The organism is Bdellovibrio sp. 22V (assembly GCF_030169785.1).
In the GTDB taxonomy this organism is placed as follows: domain Bacteria; phylum Bdellovibrionota; class Bdellovibrionia; order Bdellovibrionales; family Bdellovibrionaceae; genus Bdellovibrio.
The window spans coordinates 406,037-425,510 of sequence record NZ_CP125854.1 but is presented as its reverse complement, the minus strand read 5'-3'; the positions used below and the strand labels follow the sequence as shown (position 1 = coordinate 425,510).

Here is a 19,474-nt window from a genome sequence, read left to right as displayed (position 1 = left end):
ACTCGTGGATGGCTTCATACTTTTACAGGGGAATGTAAAAGATGGAGCAAGATCCAAGACTTCGTATCGCGAATACTTTAAGAATTGTCGTCGGCGAAATGACGGGTGGTCCCGATATCGTTCGCGTCTCTTTCGTACAAGGCGAAAAAACGACCATTTATAAAATCACATTGGAAGAAGAATCATTTCGGGGAAAATTGATTGGCTCCGGAGGCAGAAACATTGTTTCGTTAAGACAAATTCTCGGAGCCATGTGCGCCAATAACGGCTTCAGAGCCATTATTGACGTCGTCGCCTAGGTTTTAGTAACAGAGTGGCGGCTGCGTTTCAAAGCTGCCGTCCGCTTTCAAATAGACGTTAGCTTCGTTATAGGAATTCGCAGGCAGGAAATCTACGTGGTGTGTTCTTGGATTCAGGCAGGGAGCTCCGCCCAGACCAAGCTCAACCAAATTAAATCCATCATCAAAACGATAATAGCTTGTCGCCGGTCCTTGCGACATACGGAAATTAAATACGTTTCCTTTGTAAGAGAAGGATTCGAAATATCCGAGTTTGCGTGACGAAGAAATCTCTGTCGGTACACCTTCTTCGTTGAAAATCATCGTGTCGCCGTAAATTTTAAAACTATCATCCCCTTGAATGTATTCGGCGTGTGGCAGGGGGCAGCCATCATTTGAGTTGAAAGACGGTACGACTTGCAAAGATCTGAGTAAGCCATTTGGAGAAAGTTTAACGATCGCCAACTCGCCATCTTTTTTTACTCCACAAGAATATTGTAAATAGTGTCTGTCAATTTTCTGCAAACGTGACAGAGTCGCTGTCTCAATAGATCCGTCGTCAGCGAAGTTCATATATGTGGAATTCCATTCGCCTCGATCGTCGATATATCCAATCAAAAGTTCCAAGCTTGCGTAACGATAGTGCGAGAAATGCAGTTCGCGCAAGATCTCAAGGTACTGGGGCAGAGTCATGCCCTTGAAGGCATTAGCAATCAGCATGGAGTTGAAATAACGAATACGCTCGGAGCTGGTCTCTGCCGTGTTCGTCGTTACGAACTCGCGATAAATGATTTCATGAAGCACAAGCGCTGCTTGATTGTTTTCATCGAGCTGTGTCCAGTGATTCAAGTTGATGATGTAGCGAACGCTGTTCAAAATGGAGGGAGTTCTTTGGAAAGCCACCTGTTGCAAGGAGCAACCAAATGGAACTTTCACAAGTCCCAAGTCAGGGGTCGGCGCGAACTCCATTGAAGATGCAAACTGAACGGAGAAGAAGAATTCACGAGCCCACTCCTTGTATAAGGCGGAACGAGCGGGATCAATCTCATCAAGACGCGAGATCAATTCGATCACTTTTTCCAGGGTGCCGTGCACTTTCGGGAAATCAGCCGTACGGAAATGACGAGCCGAAATTTCGTGAACATCTAGAAGCTCCGGCGCCTTGCTGTCGCAGAAAAGGGCGAAGCCGGCATTGCCGCGGTCATACCAGTTGTTGGCAAAACTAGATGACGTGAAGATCGCGATGAAAAGAAAGAGACTGCCTTTTAAAGTTTTCATTTTGAAACCTTCGTCACAGGGAAAAGTTGAACGTTAAGATTATAAACGTCTGTCTTTGGTCCCTGAGTCATCAGGGTTGCCATTTTTCTGCGGAAGTTTCGGATAAGACGTTTTGCTTCAGGAATTTTTTTGCGGTTCATGGGGAATGTGATGGAAGTCACATCACGCAAATCCAAAGGCACGCGGTCCATATTGTCTAGAACTTGTACTAAAGATTGTTTGTGTGAGCGGCGCAAAGATTCAGAAGGAATATTGTGTGTCGTTTCAAGTTGCTTTTGAGTGACGATGAACTTGCCGTCTTCCAAAACCAAAAGTCCCAGACGCACCAATCTGTCGATCGCGGCATGTGCCACCTCAAGAGGAATATTGAGGCGTTCCGCAATCCACTGCGGATTTGGCTGGAAAGTTTTAATCGGCACCAAAGCCAAGATCGCGAAGTGATACCAGTCGCAGATGATTGCGAACTCGTCTTCTTTCAGCTGGCTTTCCGGCATAAGAGTTTTGATTTTCTTGCGATCAAACTCGATCAGATTCTTAAGATGATCAAAATCGTTCTCGGTCATGCCTAACCCTTTTACGATCTGACGACCGATCGTCGTTGTCATGATTCGGCGACCATTGATGTAGTCGCTGAGACGACTAGAAGGAATGCCCAGAATCTTGGCGAACTGTGCGTTCGTAAGAGTCGGGTTCTGAGAGCGACGTCTTTGAAACTCATTGAGTAGGAATTCTGATGTCTTGTTCATAGGGCTCGCGTTTTATTGCGAACCTGGGAAATGTGTCAAAGGCTTAGTTTTCCTCGGTAATTCCAGGTCGGTTATATTGGAAATTACCGGTAATTATGTGGGGACTTTAAGGAAAAAAGAAAAAAATACACCTCGCTAAGGCACCTAAATTCGTTCACAAAAAGTGGACGAATGGCCAGTGCCAAACAAAAAATGAGGACCTCTTCTGCGCGCATGTTATCCTGCATGAAAGAGGGATCAACACTCATGAGAAAATTCTTTGGCGTTTTCGCCTTGTTCACACTGGGCTTTGTATCTGGTTATACCGCGATCTATTTTACAACAGATTTTTCGCAAATCGCGCGCGATCCTGCAGCTATCAAAAACAGTTTCGATTTCTCTCACCTTACAGGGGATAAACTTCACGAAGCTGTGAAACAAAGACTGCTTGGTGGTTTGGAAATGAAAAAGAACGCGAAGGGCGCGGCTTTCAGCTTGGGTCACTTTGTTTTCGTTGATCCTCGCGGAGAAAAGAAGCTTGCATGCCAGGAGTTCGGAAAAGTTTTCTTTAGCTTCGAAGCAGAAGGCGTTTCCGTTGCGGGTGAAAAACCTTTGATGGAAGTGGAAGGACGCTGTGAATTCTCGAATGACATGGCAAAGATCAATCCGCTTTTTATTCCGGTAGCAAAAATCATGGGCGAGCGCCCTGGCGATGGCGAGTTTCAGTTTAACGAAGGCTCAGCAATCACAATCCGTTTCGCAAATCTTCCTGAAGAGTGGCCAAAAACGTGGTTGCTGAAATCCGTGAAACTAATGAATGAAAAAGAATCAGAAGCACTCGTTGTTGAAAGCGACGAAGTCGCCCAAATCCTCGGTCACCCGATGGTCTTCACCTGGTAGTTTAAGCAAAGCCGTGATTCTTAAAAGAGAAAACCCCTCCGAGCAGAGGGGTTTTTTTGTTGAAAAAGGTACCAGGTACCTTTTTCCTAAAGCTCTTCCTTTTTTATTAAGCGTGAAGTTTCGCAATTTCAACGAAAGTGCGGATCATAACGCCTGAAGCACCTTTCTTCGTGCAGTAAGGCAAACGGTTGCCTACAGCCCAGCCAGTGCCCGCAATATCGAAGTGCGCCCAAGGGATGCCTTCACCCACGAACTGCTCAAGGAATGCCGCTGCTGTTGCAGAGCCAGCACCTTTACCAGAAGAGATGTTAGAAAGATCCGCGAACGTGCCTTTCATGTCTTTTACGTGGAAATCAACAAGTGGCATGTTCCATACCCACTCACCAGATTCAACAGCCGCTTTTTCCACCTTGTTTTTCAAAGTGTTGTTACGAGTGAAGTAACCTGTGTGCGTGTTGCCAAGAGCAACAACCATCGCGCCCGTCAAAGTCGCAGCGTCGATGATCACTTGTGGCTCAAGTTCCGTCGCGTAAGAAAGAGCGTCCGCCAAGATCAAGCGACCTTCAGCATCTGTGTTGTTCACTTCGAATGTTTTACCGTTGCGAGCTGTGTGAACGTCGCCTGGTTTTGTCGCCGCAGGACCTACAAGGTTTTCTGTGGAAGCAACAAGGCCAACAGCGTTGATTTTAAGCTTCAATTTTGCGATCGCAAGAAGAGTTCCGATAACGTTCGCGCCACCGCACATGTCGAATTTCATTTCTTCCATACCAGCAGATGGCTTAATAGAGATACCACCGCAGTCGAAAGTAAGACCTTTACCTACAAAGCAGACCGGCTTTTTCGAAGCCGCAGCGCCTTTGTATTCCATGATGATGAAGCGCGGCTCTTGTGCAGAGCCGTTAGACACGCCAAGAAGGCCGCCCATTTTTTCTTTTTTAATACGAGCTTTGTCCCAAACAGTGACTTTAAGACCTGTGCCTTTTGCAGCATCCACAGCGTGGTCTGCAAGAATCGCAGGAGTCATCAAGTTGCCAGGCATATCACCCAAACGACGAGAGAAGTTTACACAAGAACCCAGGATCACGCCTTCAGCGAAAGCGGCTTTCACGCCTTTATCAGCTGCAAGCTTCGTCACTACGTGAACGTCGATTTCTTTTTCTTCTTTTTTCGCAGACATCAATTCGTTGAAAACGTATGAAGTCAGGATCAAGCCTTCTGCCGTTGCTTTTGCGAAATCAGCAGCGTCTTTCTTGCCAGTCACGATGCCGTCGAAGTGCAAAGCAGCTTCTTTAACGCCCAAAGCTTTAATCGCTTCGAAAGCCGCAGCCACAGATTGGCGAACAGATTCATGAGTGATGTCGTTTTCTTTGCCAAGACCAACCACGATCACATGGCGGAAACCTTTGTGGTTCAATTCACGGAAAGTCACAGCCTCTTGGTGCTTACCTGTGATTGATTTTTCTTCCAGAGACTCTGCAAGTCTTTTGTTGAGCTCAGAATGAGTCACTTTTGCGAGCTTATCTTTCTGTGCGGAGGATTTAGAAAACACGACCAAAGCCGGGCTGGTCAATGTGTCGATGTCTTTATTTAACAAGTTGAAAGCCATATGAACCCCTTAAAATGATTTGGTTTTCTTCAGCGTTACTAGATGTAGCACAGCAGATTTAGGGGTCAAAGGCTTTTTGATAAAGTCCTGCGTAAGTATTCCGATAGGTAGCACAGTATGACACCTCAATCACAACCACAGGAGACAGCAGAGTGGCACTCATTCCATACGTCATAGAGCAGACATCCAAGGGCGAAAGATCTTACGATATTTACTCCCGCTTATTAAAAGACCGTATCGTGATCCTCGGGACCCAAGTGACGGACGAAATTGCCAATGCAATTATTGCCCAATTCCTTTTCCTCGAAGTGGATAATCCAGAGAAGCCGATCCACTTGTACATCAACTCTCCTGGTGGAAGTGTTTCTGCGGGTCTAGCTATCTACGATATTATGCAATTCGTAAAATGCGATGTGGCGACATACTGTATGGGTATGGCGGCTAGTATGGGTTCGCTCCTGTTGACTGCTGGAACAAAAGGAATGCGTTACAGCCTTCCGAACACACGTATCATGATCCACCAGCCTCTTCTGTCTGGAGGCGGATTGTCGGGTCAAGTCACTGATATCGAAATTCATGCGAAAGAGTTGATCAAGACTAAAGAGAAGCTCACTCGCATTTATGAAACGCACACGGGCAAAAGCTATGATATCTTGAGAGAGCATATGGAAAGGGATTATTTTATGGACCCTTACCAAGCAAAAGAGTTTGGCTTGATTGACCACGTTGTAGAATCTCGTAAAGCTAAAAAAGGATAAGATTCAGATGACCACGAAAGATACTAATGGCGCATTGAGATGCAGCTTCTGCGGTAAAGGCCAAAAAGAAGTTAAAAAGCTGATTGCGGGACCTGGCGTTTATATTTGTGATGAGTGTATCGATCTTTGTAACGATATCATCGACGAGGAAAAAGAGCGCGAGACGGCGGTGAAGGGAACGTTCAAAGTTCCAAAACCTTCCGACATTAAAACTTATCTTGATGATTATGTGATCGGGCAGTTGCAAGCGAAGAAAACGTTGGCAGTTGCGGTTCACAATCACTACAAGCGTGTGAATGCTCTTTCCAACGGTAAGAAGACGGCAGACGTTGAGATGCAAAAATCCAACATCTTGCTTATCGGTCCAACAGGTTCCGGTAAAACTCTTCTTGCGCAAACAATCGCTAAAGTACTGAACGTTCCATTCGCGATGGCGGATGCAACGACATTGACAGAAGCCGGTTACGTGGGCGAAGACGTTGAAAACGTAGTTTTGAATCTTCTTCAAGCTGCGGACTACGACGTCGAAAAAGCTCAACGTGGCGTTATCTACGTGGACGAGATCGATAAGATTTCCCGTAAATCTGAAAACCCATCCATCACGCGTGACGTGAGCGGTGAGGGTGTTCAGCAAGCGCTTTTGAAAATCCTCGAGGGAACTGTGGCGAACTTGCCTCCTAAGGGCGGTCGTAAACATCCTCAACAAGAGTTCATCCAAGTGGACACGACAAATATTTTGTTCATCGTGGGTGGTGCTTTCGTAGGTCTTGATAAGATCATCGATAACAGAACTTCAAACAAGACAATGGGTATCGCTGCCGACATCCGCACTTCTGAGGAAGTGGAAAAGGCATCGAATCTTCTTGCGAAGGTAGAGCCTGATGACTTGTCTAAGTTCGGTTTGATCCCAGAGTTCATCGGTCGTTTGCCGGCGATTGCAGTGTTGGCTCCTCTTGATGAGGAGGCTTTGCTGGATATCCTGGTTCGTCCGAAGAATGCGATCGTAAAGCAATACCAAAAGCTATTCAGCTATGAAGGTGTTGAGTTGAAGTTCACGGACAAAGCTCTTCGTGCGGTCGCGCAAATGGCTTTGAAACGTAAAACAGGCGCCCGCGGTCTGCGCGGTGTTCTTGAAACAGCGATGTTGGACGTGATGTACGATATTCCTTCCAAAACAAATGTGAAGGAAGTTGTGATCGACGAAAACGTGATCAACGAGGGAACTCAGCCGATGCTTGTCTACAAGACGGAAGAGGAAATCCAAGCTGAAGAAGAAGCAAAAAAGAAATCTTCCGCTTAGTAAAAACCAAACAATTGAAAATAGAAAAACCCAAGAGCCATCTTGGGTTTTTTTATTTCTGCGAATGATTTTGAAAGAAATTTCGAGTCGCTTTTGTCTACGTCTGAAGGGAAAGATCTGTTCTCAGCATATCACCCAGAAGATGGAAATCGACAGGTTTGCTGAGAAAGCGAGTGGCGCCTAAGTTTTCCGCTTTAAGACGGAACTCTGGCGATTCGTAAGCGCTGACCATATAGAATGGAATCTGCGAATTTTTTTCGTGCACCTTTTGTAAAAGCTCAAAGCCATCCATTTCCGGCATGTTGATGTCGGAAAGAATCAAGTCTACTTTTGGAATGTCGGCGCGATTCAAATACTGCAGGCAATCCGGCGCGTTCAGGAAAGACACGAGATTGAGATCACCAAGATTGGCGAAAAGTTTTTTGAATTTCAGTTTGTAGAGAAGATGCGTGTCGGCTTCATCATCTACGATCACTATATGAATCATCTATGTCGGTCTCTCGTGTACAAGTGGAAGAGCCATGACGAACTCCGTCCATTGGCCAAATTCACTGGTATACTTTAATGTGCCCCCGTGTTTCTGAGCAATATTAAAAGCAACAGTGAGACCCAAACCAGCCCCTTCTCCAGCGGCTTTTGTTGTTAAAAATGGATCAAATATTTTTTCCCCAAGAATTGCAGGAATTCCGACGCCATTATCACGAATAGAAATTTCCACGGTATCACCACGAACGGCCGTGGAAATAATAAGCTCTGGTTCGAAATTTTTGTTAGTGACCACTTTCTTTTCCAGCGCGTGGATGGCGTTGTCTATGATGTTGGACAAGGCCCGCAAAAGTGAGGTCGCGTAAATCGGAGCTTTGACCGAGTCACTCAGACGATACGTGACTTTAGGAGGCACATAGCTTGAACCCAAGGCCCGGGTCGAAATAGTCTCTTGATAAGCGCGCTTGACGATTTCATTGATGTCCGCAGCTTCAAGAATGTCGTTATCGTATCCTGACAGGATCTGCATTGAACGCACGATCTGATCAATGCGCTGACTGTGCTTCAAGATCACGCGGCTGATCTCTTTAACCTCGTCCAGGTTTTCGGAATCCGTCAGAAGCTCACTGAAGTTGAGGACGAAGTTCAGCGGATTGCGAATCTCGTGCGCAACAGAAGCGGTCAAACTTCCCAGGGAGGCCAGGCGTTCTTGCGCCACCAGAGTAGCCTGCATGCGTTTGATCTGCAGCATGGCTTTTTCCAGACTTTCGTTTTTCGTCGTGAGCTGGCGAGTGCGGTCTGCGACTTTCTCTTCGAGAGCCTGGTTAAGACTTTCCAGTTTTTTATTGGCTTCGAGAAGCTCGCTGCGGAAAAGATTGATGGAATCGACCAGGACATCCAGTTCGTCTTCGCCTTTATGAACCTTGCGACGCAATTTTAAATTCGTATTGTCACGCACGCCCACCGTTTTCAAATAGCCGGCGATATCTTGTATGTGCACAACAAGAATTTGATTGAAGATAAAATACAAACAGAACACCACCACCAGAGTTTTGGCACCCTGGCGAATGAAAATCCACACGGCTTCTTGGACGTACTTGGTGCGCAGGCTTTTAACGTCAAGCTCGACATCCAAAGTTCCAAGAATTTCGTTCGTGTTCTTGTGATAAATATCAAATCGTTTGTGGCTTTCTTCGGAAGGGTCCGATTTTCCCGATTCGTAAATAGCTTTGTTATCTGCCACTAGACGTAGGTAGCTTACACCCTGCAAACGGCTTAAGCCATCGAGTTGAATTTCCAAAAGACGGGTGTCATAGGACCAAAGATGCTCGGCCATGGAATCCAGGTAAGAATTCTTAATGATGACGAAGTTATTCTGTAACTTATCGAAATCTCGCTGATAGTCCATCAGGAGCTGAAAGGCCGTTAAAATGAGCGTCGCAAAAGAACTCACGGCCCAAGTCGCAATAAGGAGCTTCAGGGAAAGAGAATTTCTGCGGAACCAGCGTCTGGAATCTCTAGGTGTCACCATGCACTTATCGAACAAATTGGACAAAAATGGCATGAAAATCTACCGTGCCCTGATTACAATTAGGAAAGATTCTCAAAACTCGACACAAATAAGAATACTTTTCGGTTAACATTAGGTCCATTTATATTGCCCGATTTTGCAGCACTCCTCGAAAATGTGAAGGGCCAGAACTCTTTTTTTTCCGAATATATTTACTTCCCAGTAATCGTTCACATAGTTAGACTGAAAGTAGGTATTTGCATTCGTTAGTAAAGGATTATTAACCCCGCGAATACCTTCAGTAGTCAGAGCTAAGAGCAAGTCTGAGCTAGTACGACGCTGATTGGCTCAGCAACCCACAGGGAGGGAGAGGATATGAGCGAGGGAAAAGTACAACAACTACCACTTTTGCCCCTAAGAGACCTCATCATTTTTCCACATATGATGATGCCTTTGTTTGTAGGTCGTGAAAAGAGTATCAATGCTCTTGAAGAAGCGATGAGCAAACAAACAGATATCGTGTTGGCGGCACAAAAAGACGCTAAGACGAACAATCCCGAACCTAAGGATATCTTCTCCATCGGTACGGTCGGAACAATCATCCAACTTCTTCGTTTGCCAGACGGAACTGTGAAAGTTCTGGTTGAAGGTAAACGTCGTGTAAAGATTAAGAATTTCGTAAACAACGAGAACTTCTTCATGGTCGCGTGTGAGGCGCTGGATGAAGAAGGAACAAACGTGGTTGAAGCGCAAGCTTTGGTCCGCTCGGTGAAATCGACGTTCGAAACTTACGTGAAACTTAATAAACGTATCCCGCCAGAGATCTTGATGCGTGTTTCTACGATCGAGGCTCCGGGGGAACTTGCGGATATTATTGTTGCACAACTCAATTTGAAACTTGAAGACAAGCAAACTGTTTTGGAAATCATTGATGCTTCCAAACGTTTGGAGCACTTGCTTAACTTGATGACGGGTGAAATCGAAATTCTCGAGGTCGAGAAGAAGATCCGCACGCGCGTGAAGAAACAGATGGAGCGCTCGCAAAAAGAGTACTACCTCAATGAGCAAATGCAGGCGATCCAGAAGGAACTTGGTGAAAAAGATGATTACCAAGCAGAGCTTCAGGATCTAGAAGCAAAAACTAAAGCTAAGAAAATGTCCCAAGAAGCTAAAGACAAGGTGATGAAAGAGATTAAAAAGCTCAAAATGATGTCACCAATGTCTGCGGAAGCAACAGTCGTTCGTAACTACATCGACTGGGTTCTTTCACTTCCTTGGTACGATTACAATGAAGAGAAGCACGATCTTAAGAACGCTCAGCGCATCCTCGATGACGATCACTGGGGTCTTGAGAAAGTTAAAGACCGTATCCTTGAATACCTTGCCGTTCTTTCGATTTCGAAAGACATGAAGGGTCCTATCCTTTGCTTGGCGGGTCCTCCAGGGGTCGGTAAGACATCTCTTGCAAGATCTATCGCTGAATCTTTGAACCGTCCGTTTGCGCGTATCTCTTTGGGTGGCGTGCGTGACGAAGCAGAGATCCGCGGTCACAGAAAAACTTACGTAGGTGCGATGCCGGGTAAAATCTTGCAAGCGCTTCGTAAAGTCGACAAAGGAAATCCGCTTGTTCTTCTCGATGAGATCGACAAGATGGCCAACGATTTCCGTGGTGACCCAGCAGCAGCGATGCTTGAGGTGTTGGATCCTGAACAAAACAACAACTTCCAAGATCACTACTTGGAGCTTGAGTATGACCTTTCAAAAGTGATGTTTATCGCGACAGCGAACTCATTGCATACGATTCCACGTCCATTGTTGGATCGTATGGAGATCATCAATCTTGAAGGTTACATTGAACAGGAGAAATTCCACATTGCGAAGAACTACTTGGTTCCGAAGCAATTGGAAAACCATGGATTGAAAGATTATAAAGTGACGATCAAAGACGAAACGATCCGCGACATCATTCGTTACTACACGAAAGAAGCCGGCGTTCGTAACTTGGAAAGACAAATGGCCAATGTGTGCCGTAAGGTCGCTAAAGAGATCGTCATGGGTGAAACTGTTGAGAACTTCAAAGCTGAAGGCAAGACGGAGAAGAAGTCTGCGGCAGCGAAAAAAGGTTCTAAGACAGCGAAGGCTACGACAACAACAAACAACAAGACTCAGGGTTACATTGTGACTCCTCAGAAACTTGTCGAGTTGTTGGGTCCGCACAAGTACAAGTTCGGCGTGATCGAGACGGAAAACGAAATCGGTTTGACGAACGGTATGGCTTGGACAGAAGTGGGAGGAGATCTCCTTGCTGTCGAAGTGAGTGTGGTGCCAGGTAAAGGTAAGTTCACAGTCACTGGTCAACTTGGCGACGTGATGAAAGAGTCTTGTTCCGCAGCGATGAGCTACGTACGTTCAAGAGGTCCTTTGTTCGGTCTGGATAAAGAGTACTTCTCTAACATCGACGTGCACATCCATTTGCCAGAGGGTGCTGTCCCTAAAGACGGTCCTTCAGCAGGTATCGCTCTGACGACTTCGATTGTTTCGGCAATCATGAAGGTGGCAGTGAAGAGAACTGTGGCAATGACGGGTGAGATTTCACTTCGCGGTCGTGTGATGGCGATCGGTGGTTTGAAAGAGAAGATCCTTGCCGCTCACCGCGGTGGCATTAAGATCATCATCTGTCCTAAAGAGAATGAAAAAGATCTTAAGGACATCCCTAAGGAAGTGATGAAAGATCTTAAGGTGATCTTGGTGGACCATGTGGACCAGGTATTGATCAACGCTTTGGATATCAAATCGCCAAAAGAACTTTTCAAAGTTCAAAAAGAACGCGAATTCGGTATCAAAGCCCAATACACAGGCCAAGCCATCCACCACCACTAAACAGGTGCCAGCCCCCATTGCTGTGTACAGCACATAAAAAACAAAAAGGCCCTCTTTAACCAAGAGGGCCTTTCCTTTTTTAAAAAGGTGCCTGCTTCTTTTCTCTGGCAAAGCCGCATCAAAAGTCCGCCCACCGACGCCTGAATCCGCGAGCCGCCCTTTAATACTTCGACTTTACGTAGGAACTTGGTTGCCGAGGAGCGTCCGATTTTTGATCAGCTATTTGCTCTTTATCCTCGACAGATTTTTTCATGCATAACGGGGAGATATTGTACACCTCTGGTGGATCGTAAGTTTTGTCATTGTAGGCATCGATGCCCATTCCGATCAGACCACCGAATACAATATTGCCGAGGATACCAGCCGTCGCATCGTACTTTGTTTGAATCACGCCATCGCGTGTTTCAGCGTTGCAAGTCACCGAGATAGGAATGTCTTCTTTAGAACGTGTTACAAGAATTGTCGTTTGCCCGTTACGAAGATTGTACTGACCATCGGGGAGACTCAGTTGAGTTTCTCCATGCATGAGTCCTCCGACAAACTTCACCGGAATTTTTTCTGACTTTACGATAGTTGCGCAGGCACTTAGATAAAACGCAGATACTAACAGCATTAGTTTCATCATAAAACGCACAGGCCCTCCTCTTTTGTTCGACCTACATTTAAGGTCGGTGGAGGGTCATATAAACTTTATACAATTTATTTCAAATTCTTTGCCGCAGAAGAATTCAACAGAGGAAACGCGTGTTTGTGAGCGGTCAATTTTGTGTGAAGAAAAAGAGGGTCTCTAAAGGAGACAGACGTCAAAATCTGTTCCTTATTTTGGTGAGGTTACGCAGCGGAAGCCGACGTTGTTCATCTTAAGATTCCATGAGGCGGGAGCTTGCATGTCGTCGACAGTGATGTCGCCGATATTCGCAGTGAAAACTCCTGTCGTACCTTTTGAGTGAATGCAGAGAGCGCCACCCCGGATGACTTTGCCCGAGCTTCCGCCGAAAAGACTGCCGAGATAAACATCTTTCTTCGGCACACTCGTCATTCCCGTGAAGTCGAACAATTGTTTGGAACCGGGTTTTACGTCCCAGTTGTTGTTGTGATAGTTTCGCGCGTAAGGACTCGAGAGATCCGGCGTGTATGCGTTTCCGTAAATAGTGTCGCTAACCCATTCCCACGCATTACCACCGAAATCCCAGATCACTTTGCCGCTTGCAAGAGTGAATGTTCGTCTTTCAATACCGTTTTTCTTTCCGGTGTTTGAATAAGGATTGCTGACGTCAGAAATCTCGACGGGCTCACTCCATCCGGAATAGTAGCCAGTGTGAAGAGTTCCATCCTCCACTTTTTTGTTCGTCCAATTTTCAGCGCGCCTGTAGATCTCGAGAGCGACAGCCGTCCATTCCGCGTTTGTCGGCAAGCGATAGTCGGCGCCAAGTGATGCACAAGCTTGAGTCGCCGTTGCTCTATTCGCAAGCCACGGTTTATTCGCCGGCATCGTCACAGCAACGTTATTCACCTTTTTCATTTCGTACTTGGCAATACAGAACGCAGACGTCTTCAGCGCTGCATTCGCCGCCACCATCTCATAATTTGCAGGACACGCCACTGGCGTCGGAGGAGCAGGCTCTGGAGACGGCGAGGGAGCTGGCTCTGGAGAAGGAGCGGGCGTTGGCGCGGGCTCTGGGCTTGGCGCAGGAGTCGGTGCTGGTGATGGCACCGGTGAGGGCGTTGGAACCGGCTCTGGTGCGGGCTCTGGCTGTGGGCTTGGTGTTGGCACAGGAGAAGGTGCTGGCTGCGGAGCCGGTTGTGGAGTTGGAGCCGGAGTCGGAGATGGCTCCGGCGATGGCGCAGGCTCAGGCGCTGGAATCGGTTCTGGCGCAGGTTCCGGAACAGGAGCTGGAGCGGGCGAAGGTGTCGGTGTTGGTGTTGGAGGAGGCTCCGACGGTGTTTGCGCAGGCGGAGGAGGATTTTCTGACGATTGACTGTCAGAGCCCTTCGCGTTTTCGTCATCTGCGGGAGAGCACGCAGCGAGCCCTATGACGAGCGATAAGCACATAACTATGAGACGAAAACTTCTCATGAACTCTCCGAAAATTATTTGTGTTCTCTCAGTATCTTCACTGATTTTTGACGTGCTTTCGAAGAAACCTTTTATTGAGAGCGAGAATTCGGACTTTAGTTACAACGACGAACGGACGATGAACTCCGCGCCCAGACTTACTTCCAGGACGTGAACAAGAATTCGCAACAACCCACTCCAAGAGTTTTTTTGGCCGCTCATCGCGTTATTTTCGGGGCTGTTTGGTCCTCTAGGAGGCGTTTTCCATTACATTACTGAAATCAATTCTCAAGATGCTTATTTAATGAGCAACTGTCTGCGTCTTACATTGACGAAATCCTGACAATCTGTAAAAACCTGTAGCCCGCGAGTAATTCAGATTTTGTTTTGGAGTTTCAAGATTTTATGAACCAACTAGATCGTGCCTTTGAGCTCGGTAAGTTATACTGCGATCGTGGAGAATTTGATCCTGCCGTTGATCATCTTCTCGATGCATCGAAGGGATACTTCGCCGAGAAAAATTTCTCTCAGTACTTAAAGTGCTTAAACCTGCTTTTGCGTATCTACGCTGAGCGCGAGCAATTTGAGGAAATCAATCAGGCTAAAGAAAAACTCCAAGATCTAGTTCTTAAAGAAGGCTTTGAGCTTAACTCCAAAACTTACTACACACTCGCGGTGTGCGCTTCTTACAAAGGACAATTGGAAACGGCGACAGACTATTTGCAAAAGGCATTGGCGATCGGACTTGCTTCCGACAATAAGGAAGATATTTGTCACGCGATCTTCGGCCTTGCGATGGTTTACTCTCATCCGTCTGTTGCTCGTCATTCAGATGCATTAAAAGAGATCTACAATCTTCAGGTCTTCTTCCAAGTGTACCAAATGCCTGATCTGCAAGCGGCTTCTTTGTTCTTAAATGCGGACATCTTAAAGCAAATGAAAAAGTACGACGAGGCCATCGAAGTTCTTTGGAAGGCTTACGATATCGTCAGAGAAACTCGCAACGTTGTGATGTCAAACTACCTTATGGGTGGTCTTGCTGATGCGTATTTCGAAATCGGCGATAAAGACATGGCTCGCACTTATATCACTCTTGCGCAGAAATCCGTCGACAGTGAAAATCACCGTCGCTTGGGCCGCATGGTGAAAGCTCTCGCAGAGAAAATCGGCGGAGAGACCCAAACAAACTTCGACCTTATCTTCGACGAAGCAAATCACTCTGTGATTGAGAAGAAGTTGGGTCGTATCGACTTTAAAAATCAATTCATTCTTCTCGACCTCTTGCGATTGTTTGTTCAAAACCAAGGACAGATTTATTCAAAAGAATTCTTGGTTGAGAACGTTTGGAAGCAGCCTTATGATCCAGCTATTCACGACAATAAAATTTACGTGACGATCAAACGTCTTCGTAAGTTGATTGAGCCGGATTATGAGAAACCTAAATATATTTTCAGAGCCAAAAACGGTTATTACATGAATAAAGCGGCTCGAGTTCATTTCGAGCACTAGGGGGGAATTCATGTTACGCAGCATCTTGTTAGCAACTTTGATGATTCTATCGAGCCTAACTCTTCCGACGAGCGCTTATGCTCAGCCTGACGAGGAGCATGTTATGCCAGCCAGTGATGATCGCTGGGTGCCATGGCCGTGGACTTTAGCTCAGCCATTCCCTTGGGGAGATATCCAAGGTTTGTGGAAAGTAGAGCAGGGCGATTTCGTTTCTTACTTCGCATTGAAAGTAGTACGTCAGAAATCCACTGGCATTCGCCAGCTTCAAGTGAAGCAGTTTGATGGCGATACTTGTAGAGTTCTTGCAACGGGCGTGGGCATCGAGCGCAACCAAAAAGTCTTGGCGCAAATGACCAGCAAGGGCGGTACGACTTACCGTGTGGAATTGACTGCATTTAGTGAGAAGGATTCACCAATTCCTCCACTTAAATCCAATGTGCCAGTTCATGCAGTGATGGTTCTTTCAATGGGTGCTTTGGACAACCATAAGATCGATGATATGGTTCATATGCAAATTATGAAGATCTCAGCGCATCTGACCCAAAGAGTCTGCATTGAAGATATAAAAAAGTAAGTATTTTAAAAAAAGTGATTGCAAATGAGGTCGGACCACTGTTAATAATTGGTCCTTCCGAACGAATAGGGAATTAGCTCAGTTGGTAGAGCGCCACCCTTACAAGGTGGATGTCGTCGGTTCGAATCCGGCATTCCCTACCAAATAAAACAACCGCCTGCTGGCGGTTTTTTTATTTGTATCGGACTCCTGTCCGATACCCTTCGGGCTGCGCGAAAAAATCCCCTCCTGGGATTTTTTTGTGCCTGTTGTACTCCGACTTTGTCGGAGTAGTTTCTGAAGTTTCCCGCCTTGATTGATGTTTTGGGTTTGTTCTTTTCTGCCGCCGGCAGAAAAGTCCCGTCTATTTTGTGGTGTGTTTGGTTGCTTAAGAATTTTCGTGTATTAAGGCAATAATAGTTACAGGTGGCGCAGAATCTCTTTTGAGTTTCAGAGGTTTCTGTTACAAGCTCTCTCACTTACAAATTTTGGGGCGGGCTTTATGGGCAGGTTATTGGCTGTCTTTTCGATTTTGCTGATTGCGACTATTTATTCTCTTCAGACGATGGGGTTTTAGCGACGGGCTTCGTCTTGACCTCGATGTTAAAGGACCATACAAAGGCTGGGTATTATTCCCGGCCTTTTTGTTTTTAGGAGTCCGCTATGAATCTTCTCGAATTAGTAAATGTTCCCGATGAAAAACGTGATCATCAATGGGAAACGGACTTCTTTATGTCCATCACGCAAAGCAATCTGAAACTCCTCGCGGAAGCTCCGCAAAAAGGGCCTGACGGATGGCCTTATCTGTTGGCGGAAACTTCCGAAGATGCGACAGAGCCTGCGAACAAAATTATGCAATGGTTGGCGATGAAGGGCATTGGTCTTGTGATCAATCCTCGCAAGTCCTACCCTGATTTCGTTTTTACTTACGGAATGCTTTGGCACTTCAAAGAGACAGGCTTGTTTTACAAAACGGCCGACGAAGCTCCCGTGGGTACTGTGGAAATTTCTGAAGGACAAAAGCTGCATGCGGGTCCTCCGGCACCTCACTATCTTCCGCAGTATGTGCGCAATATCTTGAAAGAGTTTTTCCGCGATCAAGGAGTTTTGCGCCCGCGCATTCTTGTGATGAGCATGGATCGCAAACACTACGATCTTGCATTCTCTCTTGAATCACTCGGCAATCCGCCACAGAAAGAACACCAGGGAATTGCAGAGGCGATCAGTTGGTTCCTGCCTCCACATTATTCAGTGGTTCTTGTTTCTGAAAAAGGTCTGCCTCAATTTGTGGAGCTTGCGTAGGTCCCGGCAGAGTTCTCTGGAACTTGAGGGGTCTAACGAAATCCTAACAGAAGCTTGAATCACGCAAAGAGTGCGCTCGTTTTTTTAAAGAGAATATTGTTTTCACCCTTAATTGAATAATCCTCGAACCGACAAGAACGGATATGACACATATTTCGTTCGTCTTTGTCTTTGTGTTTGGTTTTCTTTCAGCGCAAGCCTCGCCGGGCACTCTGACGTATCAAGGTCGCATCGTAAAAGAAACGGGCGCTCCGTTAGAACACGGAAACGTCAGCTTCCTTTTTGAGATCACAAATCCTCTGGGCACTTGTGTGATTTATCGCGAGCAAAAAGACGGCGTGAATATGATTAACTCCCATGGGGTTTTTGACGTACCGATTGGAACGGGAACTAAGCTGTATCCGTTGTCGCCGACATTTTCACTTCTCGATGCTTTTAAGAATTCCTTCACGCATGATTGTTATGGCGGCTCGACATACAACGCAGCTTCCGGCGACACGCGTTTGCTGAAAGTGCAGTTTCATGACGGCTCGGGATGGAAGGTGATTTCTCCTGCGAATGAAATACGCTCGGTTCCATTTTCTGCATACTCTCTTTCCGCCGAAAAACTGGGTGACAAACTTCCGGGAGATTTCGTGCAAAAAAGTTCCGTCACTTCATGTACGCCGGGCCAGTATCTCACATTCGACGGCGCAAACTTTGCCTGCGAAGAGGATTCGCGTTTCAGCGATGCTCGTCCACCGACGGGAACAGCCAGTGGAGACTTAAGCGGAAACTATCCCAATCCGACGGTGACCAGAATTCAGGGAGTGAGCGTGTCTGCAACAACCCCGACATCGGGACACTTTATGAAGTACAATGGCTCGAACTGGTTAAGCGCGCAGCTCGCCATCGCGGATGTCACAAATCTTTCGTCAACGCTAAGTGGATTGCAAACGTCTGTAGATGCAAAAGTTCCTTATTCACAAATTCCAGTCTGTTCGGCTTCACAAACATTGATTTTTATTTCTCCTGTCGGTGGCTTTAGCTGCACGAACATCTCGGTTACAGAGACGCAAATCTCAGGCTCCATTTCGGCATCAAAAATTTCGGGAAGCTTCCCGGCATCTCAGCTTCCGGAAGCCACGACTTCCGAAAAAGGTATTATGCAGGTCGGTTCGGGGTTGACTGTGTCTTCGGGAGTTGTCGCGGTCGATACCGGCACGACGGCTAACAAAATTCCAAAACTCGATGGCAGCGGTAATTTAGTTCTGACCAAACAAGCGGCAGCAGGCATTTTCAACAACAATGCGGCAACGAGTTTTGATTTCAACAATGGAAACGTTCAATACACAACAGCCAGCTGCGGAGCTTTCGCACTCTCAAACATGCTCGATGGAGCTTCTTATCAGATCAGCGTGCGGGGAGGCACCTCAGGAACTTGCACTTTCGCTCATGCGGGCTTGAGTTTTTATTTCTATCCACCCAATGGTCCGACAACGGCGGGAACTCACTCGTTGTATTCGTTCGTGCGGCACGGAGGCATAGTCTATGTTTCGTGGACTACAGGCTTTGCTCCTTAGTGTGACCCTTTTTTGCGAAGTGAATGCCTACGCCCAGGGATTCACGCCGTATTTTCATCACCTTATTCGCTATTCATGGGATTCCGGAGCATGGGGTTCGTGCAGCGGTGGCACAGGAACGTGGAACTACTCAGCCTGGAGCTCTTGCGCCGGAGGATCCGGTTCATGGAGCTATGGCGCATGGGGAGCCTGTTCAGTCTCTTGTGGAGGCGGAACGCAAACTCGCAGTGCCACTTGCAACTTTACGGCGAACAGCGGTTCACAAACCCGAACAGCAACTTGTGATAAGACCGCCAACAGCGGCTCGCAGAATAGAACCGTGAGCTGCGAAAACGATAAAAATCAAGTCGTGACGGATTTCTACTGTGGCGGAGGAAAACCTTCGCAATCTCAATCATGCACTCCGAGTTCGGATGCCGTGTGTGGATCTTCGACATTGTCGCAAGTGTGCACTCCTTCAAACCCAGCGGTGTGCGGAGTCGCTCAGACGTCGCAAGCTTGTAACACCCAGGCTTGCTGTACGAATGCAAACAATACGCTCAACTCTTGTGCGGGAAATACTTTTGACGGCATCGTGTATGGTTCGCCGACAGATACGTCAGATCCGCAGTGTCTGGCTTTGGCGAATCAGCAATGCGCAAACAATCAGGTTGCTTACTGTTCTTCGGATTCAGCGACATTGATTTCTTATGACTGTGATACCGACAACAGGCTCTATTACACTTGCCGTTGTAACTAAAATAAAAAAGCCCGGAATGACCCGAGCTTTTT

At 46.7% G+C, this 19,474-nt stretch carries 17 protein-coding genes and 1 tRNA gene; 11 read left to right on the top strand and 7 right to left on the bottom strand.

All coding sequences use genetic code 11. The features are described from left to right. The first annotated feature begins 41 nt into the window (after positions 1-41). Positions 42-299, top strand: a complete 258-nt coding sequence (locus QJS83_RS02165) for a KH domain-containing protein (protein ID WP_284607332.1) — start codon at positions 42-44, stop codon at positions 297-299. A gap of 3 nt (positions 300-302) precedes the next feature. Here QJS83_RS02165 and QJS83_RS02160 read toward each other — a convergent pair whose 3' ends face one another. Both QJS83_RS02160 and QJS83_RS02155 read right to left on the bottom strand, forming a co-directional pair. Then, positions 303-1,556: a hypothetical protein gene (locus QJS83_RS02160; RefSeq protein ID WP_284607330.1), complete on the bottom strand. Its 1,254-nt coding sequence runs from the start codon at positions 1,554-1,556 to the stop codon at positions 303-305. After that, a complete protein-coding gene (locus QJS83_RS02155; RefSeq protein WP_284607329.1) occupies positions 1,553-2,302 on the bottom strand; it encodes a TIGR02147 family protein in 750 nt (249 codons plus the stop codon). The genes QJS83_RS02160 and QJS83_RS02155 overlap by 4 nt, the downstream gene beginning before the upstream one ends. A 246-nt stretch (positions 2,303-2,548) precedes the next feature. On the opposite strand from QJS83_RS02155, the gene QJS83_RS02150 reads away from it, so the two are divergent. Beyond that, positions 2,549-3,181: a hypothetical protein gene (locus QJS83_RS02150; RefSeq protein WP_284607328.1), complete on the top strand. Its 633-nt coding sequence runs from the start codon at positions 2,549-2,551 to the stop codon at positions 3,179-3,181. 106 nt (positions 3,182-3,287) lie between these two features. Here QJS83_RS02150 and QJS83_RS02145 read toward each other — a convergent pair whose 3' ends face one another. Further along, positions 3,288-4,787 carry a leucyl aminopeptidase gene (locus tag QJS83_RS02145; protein ID WP_284607327.1) on the bottom strand — a complete coding sequence of 500 codons (1,500 nt, stop codon included), beginning with the start codon at positions 4,785-4,787 and terminating at the stop codon, positions 3,288-3,290. 152 nt (positions 4,788-4,939) lie between these two features. Here QJS83_RS02145 and QJS83_RS02140 point away from each other — a divergent pair, with 152 nt between their 5' ends. Together QJS83_RS02140 and clpX are read left to right on the top strand one after the other, a co-directional pair. Beyond that, on the top strand, positions 4,940-5,545 hold the full coding sequence (locus QJS83_RS02140) for an ATP-dependent Clp protease proteolytic subunit (RefSeq protein WP_284607326.1): 606 nt from the start codon (positions 4,940-4,942) through the stop codon (positions 5,543-5,545). A 7-nt stretch (positions 5,546-5,552) separates the two neighbouring features. Continuing rightward, positions 5,553-6,845: an ATP-dependent Clp protease ATP-binding subunit ClpX gene (gene clpX, locus QJS83_RS02135; RefSeq protein WP_284607325.1), complete on the top strand. Its 1,293-nt coding sequence runs from the start codon at positions 5,553-5,555 to the stop codon at positions 6,843-6,845. A gap of 97 nt (positions 6,846-6,942) precedes the next feature. Here clpX and QJS83_RS02130 read toward each other — a convergent pair whose 3' ends face one another. Both QJS83_RS02130 and QJS83_RS02125 read right to left on the bottom strand, forming a co-directional pair. After that, positions 6,943-7,332 (bottom strand): response regulator, encoded by a 390-nt coding sequence (locus QJS83_RS02130; RefSeq protein ID WP_284607324.1) that lies wholly within the window; start codon positions 7,330-7,332, stop codon positions 6,943-6,945. Then, entirely contained in the window at positions 7,333-8,862 is a 1,530-nt protein-coding gene (locus tag QJS83_RS02125) for a sensor histidine kinase (RefSeq protein WP_284607323.1), read from the bottom strand. Between the two features lie 354 nt (positions 8,863-9,216). Here QJS83_RS02125 and lon point away from each other — a divergent pair, with 354 nt between their 5' ends. Then, positions 9,217-11,721 (top strand): endopeptidase La, encoded by a 2,505-nt coding sequence (lon, locus tag QJS83_RS02120; protein ID WP_284607321.1) that lies wholly within the window; start codon positions 9,217-9,219, stop codon positions 11,719-11,721. Positions 11,722-11,881: 160 nt separating this feature from the next. On the opposite strand, the gene QJS83_RS02115 is transcribed toward lon, so the two are convergent. Together QJS83_RS02115 and QJS83_RS02110 are read right to left on the bottom strand one after the other, a co-directional pair. Then, the gene (locus QJS83_RS02115) at positions 11,882-12,346 is read right to left on the bottom strand and encodes a hypothetical protein (protein ID WP_284607320.1); all 465 of its coding nucleotides are present in this window, start codon (positions 12,344-12,346) and stop codon (positions 11,882-11,884) included. 192 nt (positions 12,347-12,538) lie between these two features. Further along, positions 12,539-13,798, bottom strand: a complete 1,260-nt coding sequence (locus QJS83_RS02110; protein ID WP_284607319.1) for an SUMF1/EgtB/PvdO family nonheme iron enzyme — start codon at positions 13,796-13,798, stop codon at positions 12,539-12,541. A gap of 384 nt (positions 13,799-14,182) precedes the next feature. Here QJS83_RS02110 and QJS83_RS02105 point away from each other — a divergent pair, with 384 nt between their 5' ends. The 6 genes from QJS83_RS02105 to QJS83_RS02080 all read left to right on the top strand — a co-directional run bounded on the left by QJS83_RS02105 (position 14,183) and on the right by QJS83_RS02080 (position 19,442). Further along, positions 14,183-15,286 carry a winged helix-turn-helix domain-containing protein gene (locus QJS83_RS02105; protein WP_284607318.1) on the top strand — a complete coding sequence of 368 codons (1,104 nt, stop codon included), beginning with the start codon at positions 14,183-14,185 and terminating at the stop codon, positions 15,284-15,286. 10 nt (positions 15,287-15,296) lie between these two features. After that, a complete protein-coding gene (locus tag QJS83_RS02100) occupies positions 15,297-15,860 on the top strand; it encodes a hypothetical protein (RefSeq protein WP_284607317.1) in 564 nt (187 codons plus the stop codon). Positions 15,861-15,927: 67 nt separating this feature from the next. Further along, a tRNA-Val gene (locus tag QJS83_RS02095) sits at positions 15,928-16,003 on the top strand. A gap of 499 nt (positions 16,004-16,502) precedes the next feature. Continuing rightward, positions 16,503-17,141 (top strand): hypothetical protein, encoded by a 639-nt coding sequence (locus tag QJS83_RS02090; protein WP_284607316.1) that lies wholly within the window; start codon positions 16,503-16,505, stop codon positions 17,139-17,141. A 143-nt stretch (positions 17,142-17,284) separates the two neighbouring features. Further along, a complete protein-coding gene (locus tag QJS83_RS02085) occupies positions 17,285-18,703 on the top strand; it encodes a hypothetical protein (protein ID WP_284607314.1) in 1,419 nt (472 codons plus the stop codon). Next, entirely contained in the window at positions 18,672-19,442 is a 771-nt protein-coding gene (locus QJS83_RS02080; protein ID WP_284607312.1) for a thrombospondin type-1 domain-containing protein, read from the top strand. The genes QJS83_RS02085 and QJS83_RS02080 overlap by 32 nt, the downstream gene beginning before the upstream one ends. Positions 19,443-19,474 lie beyond the last annotated feature (32 nt).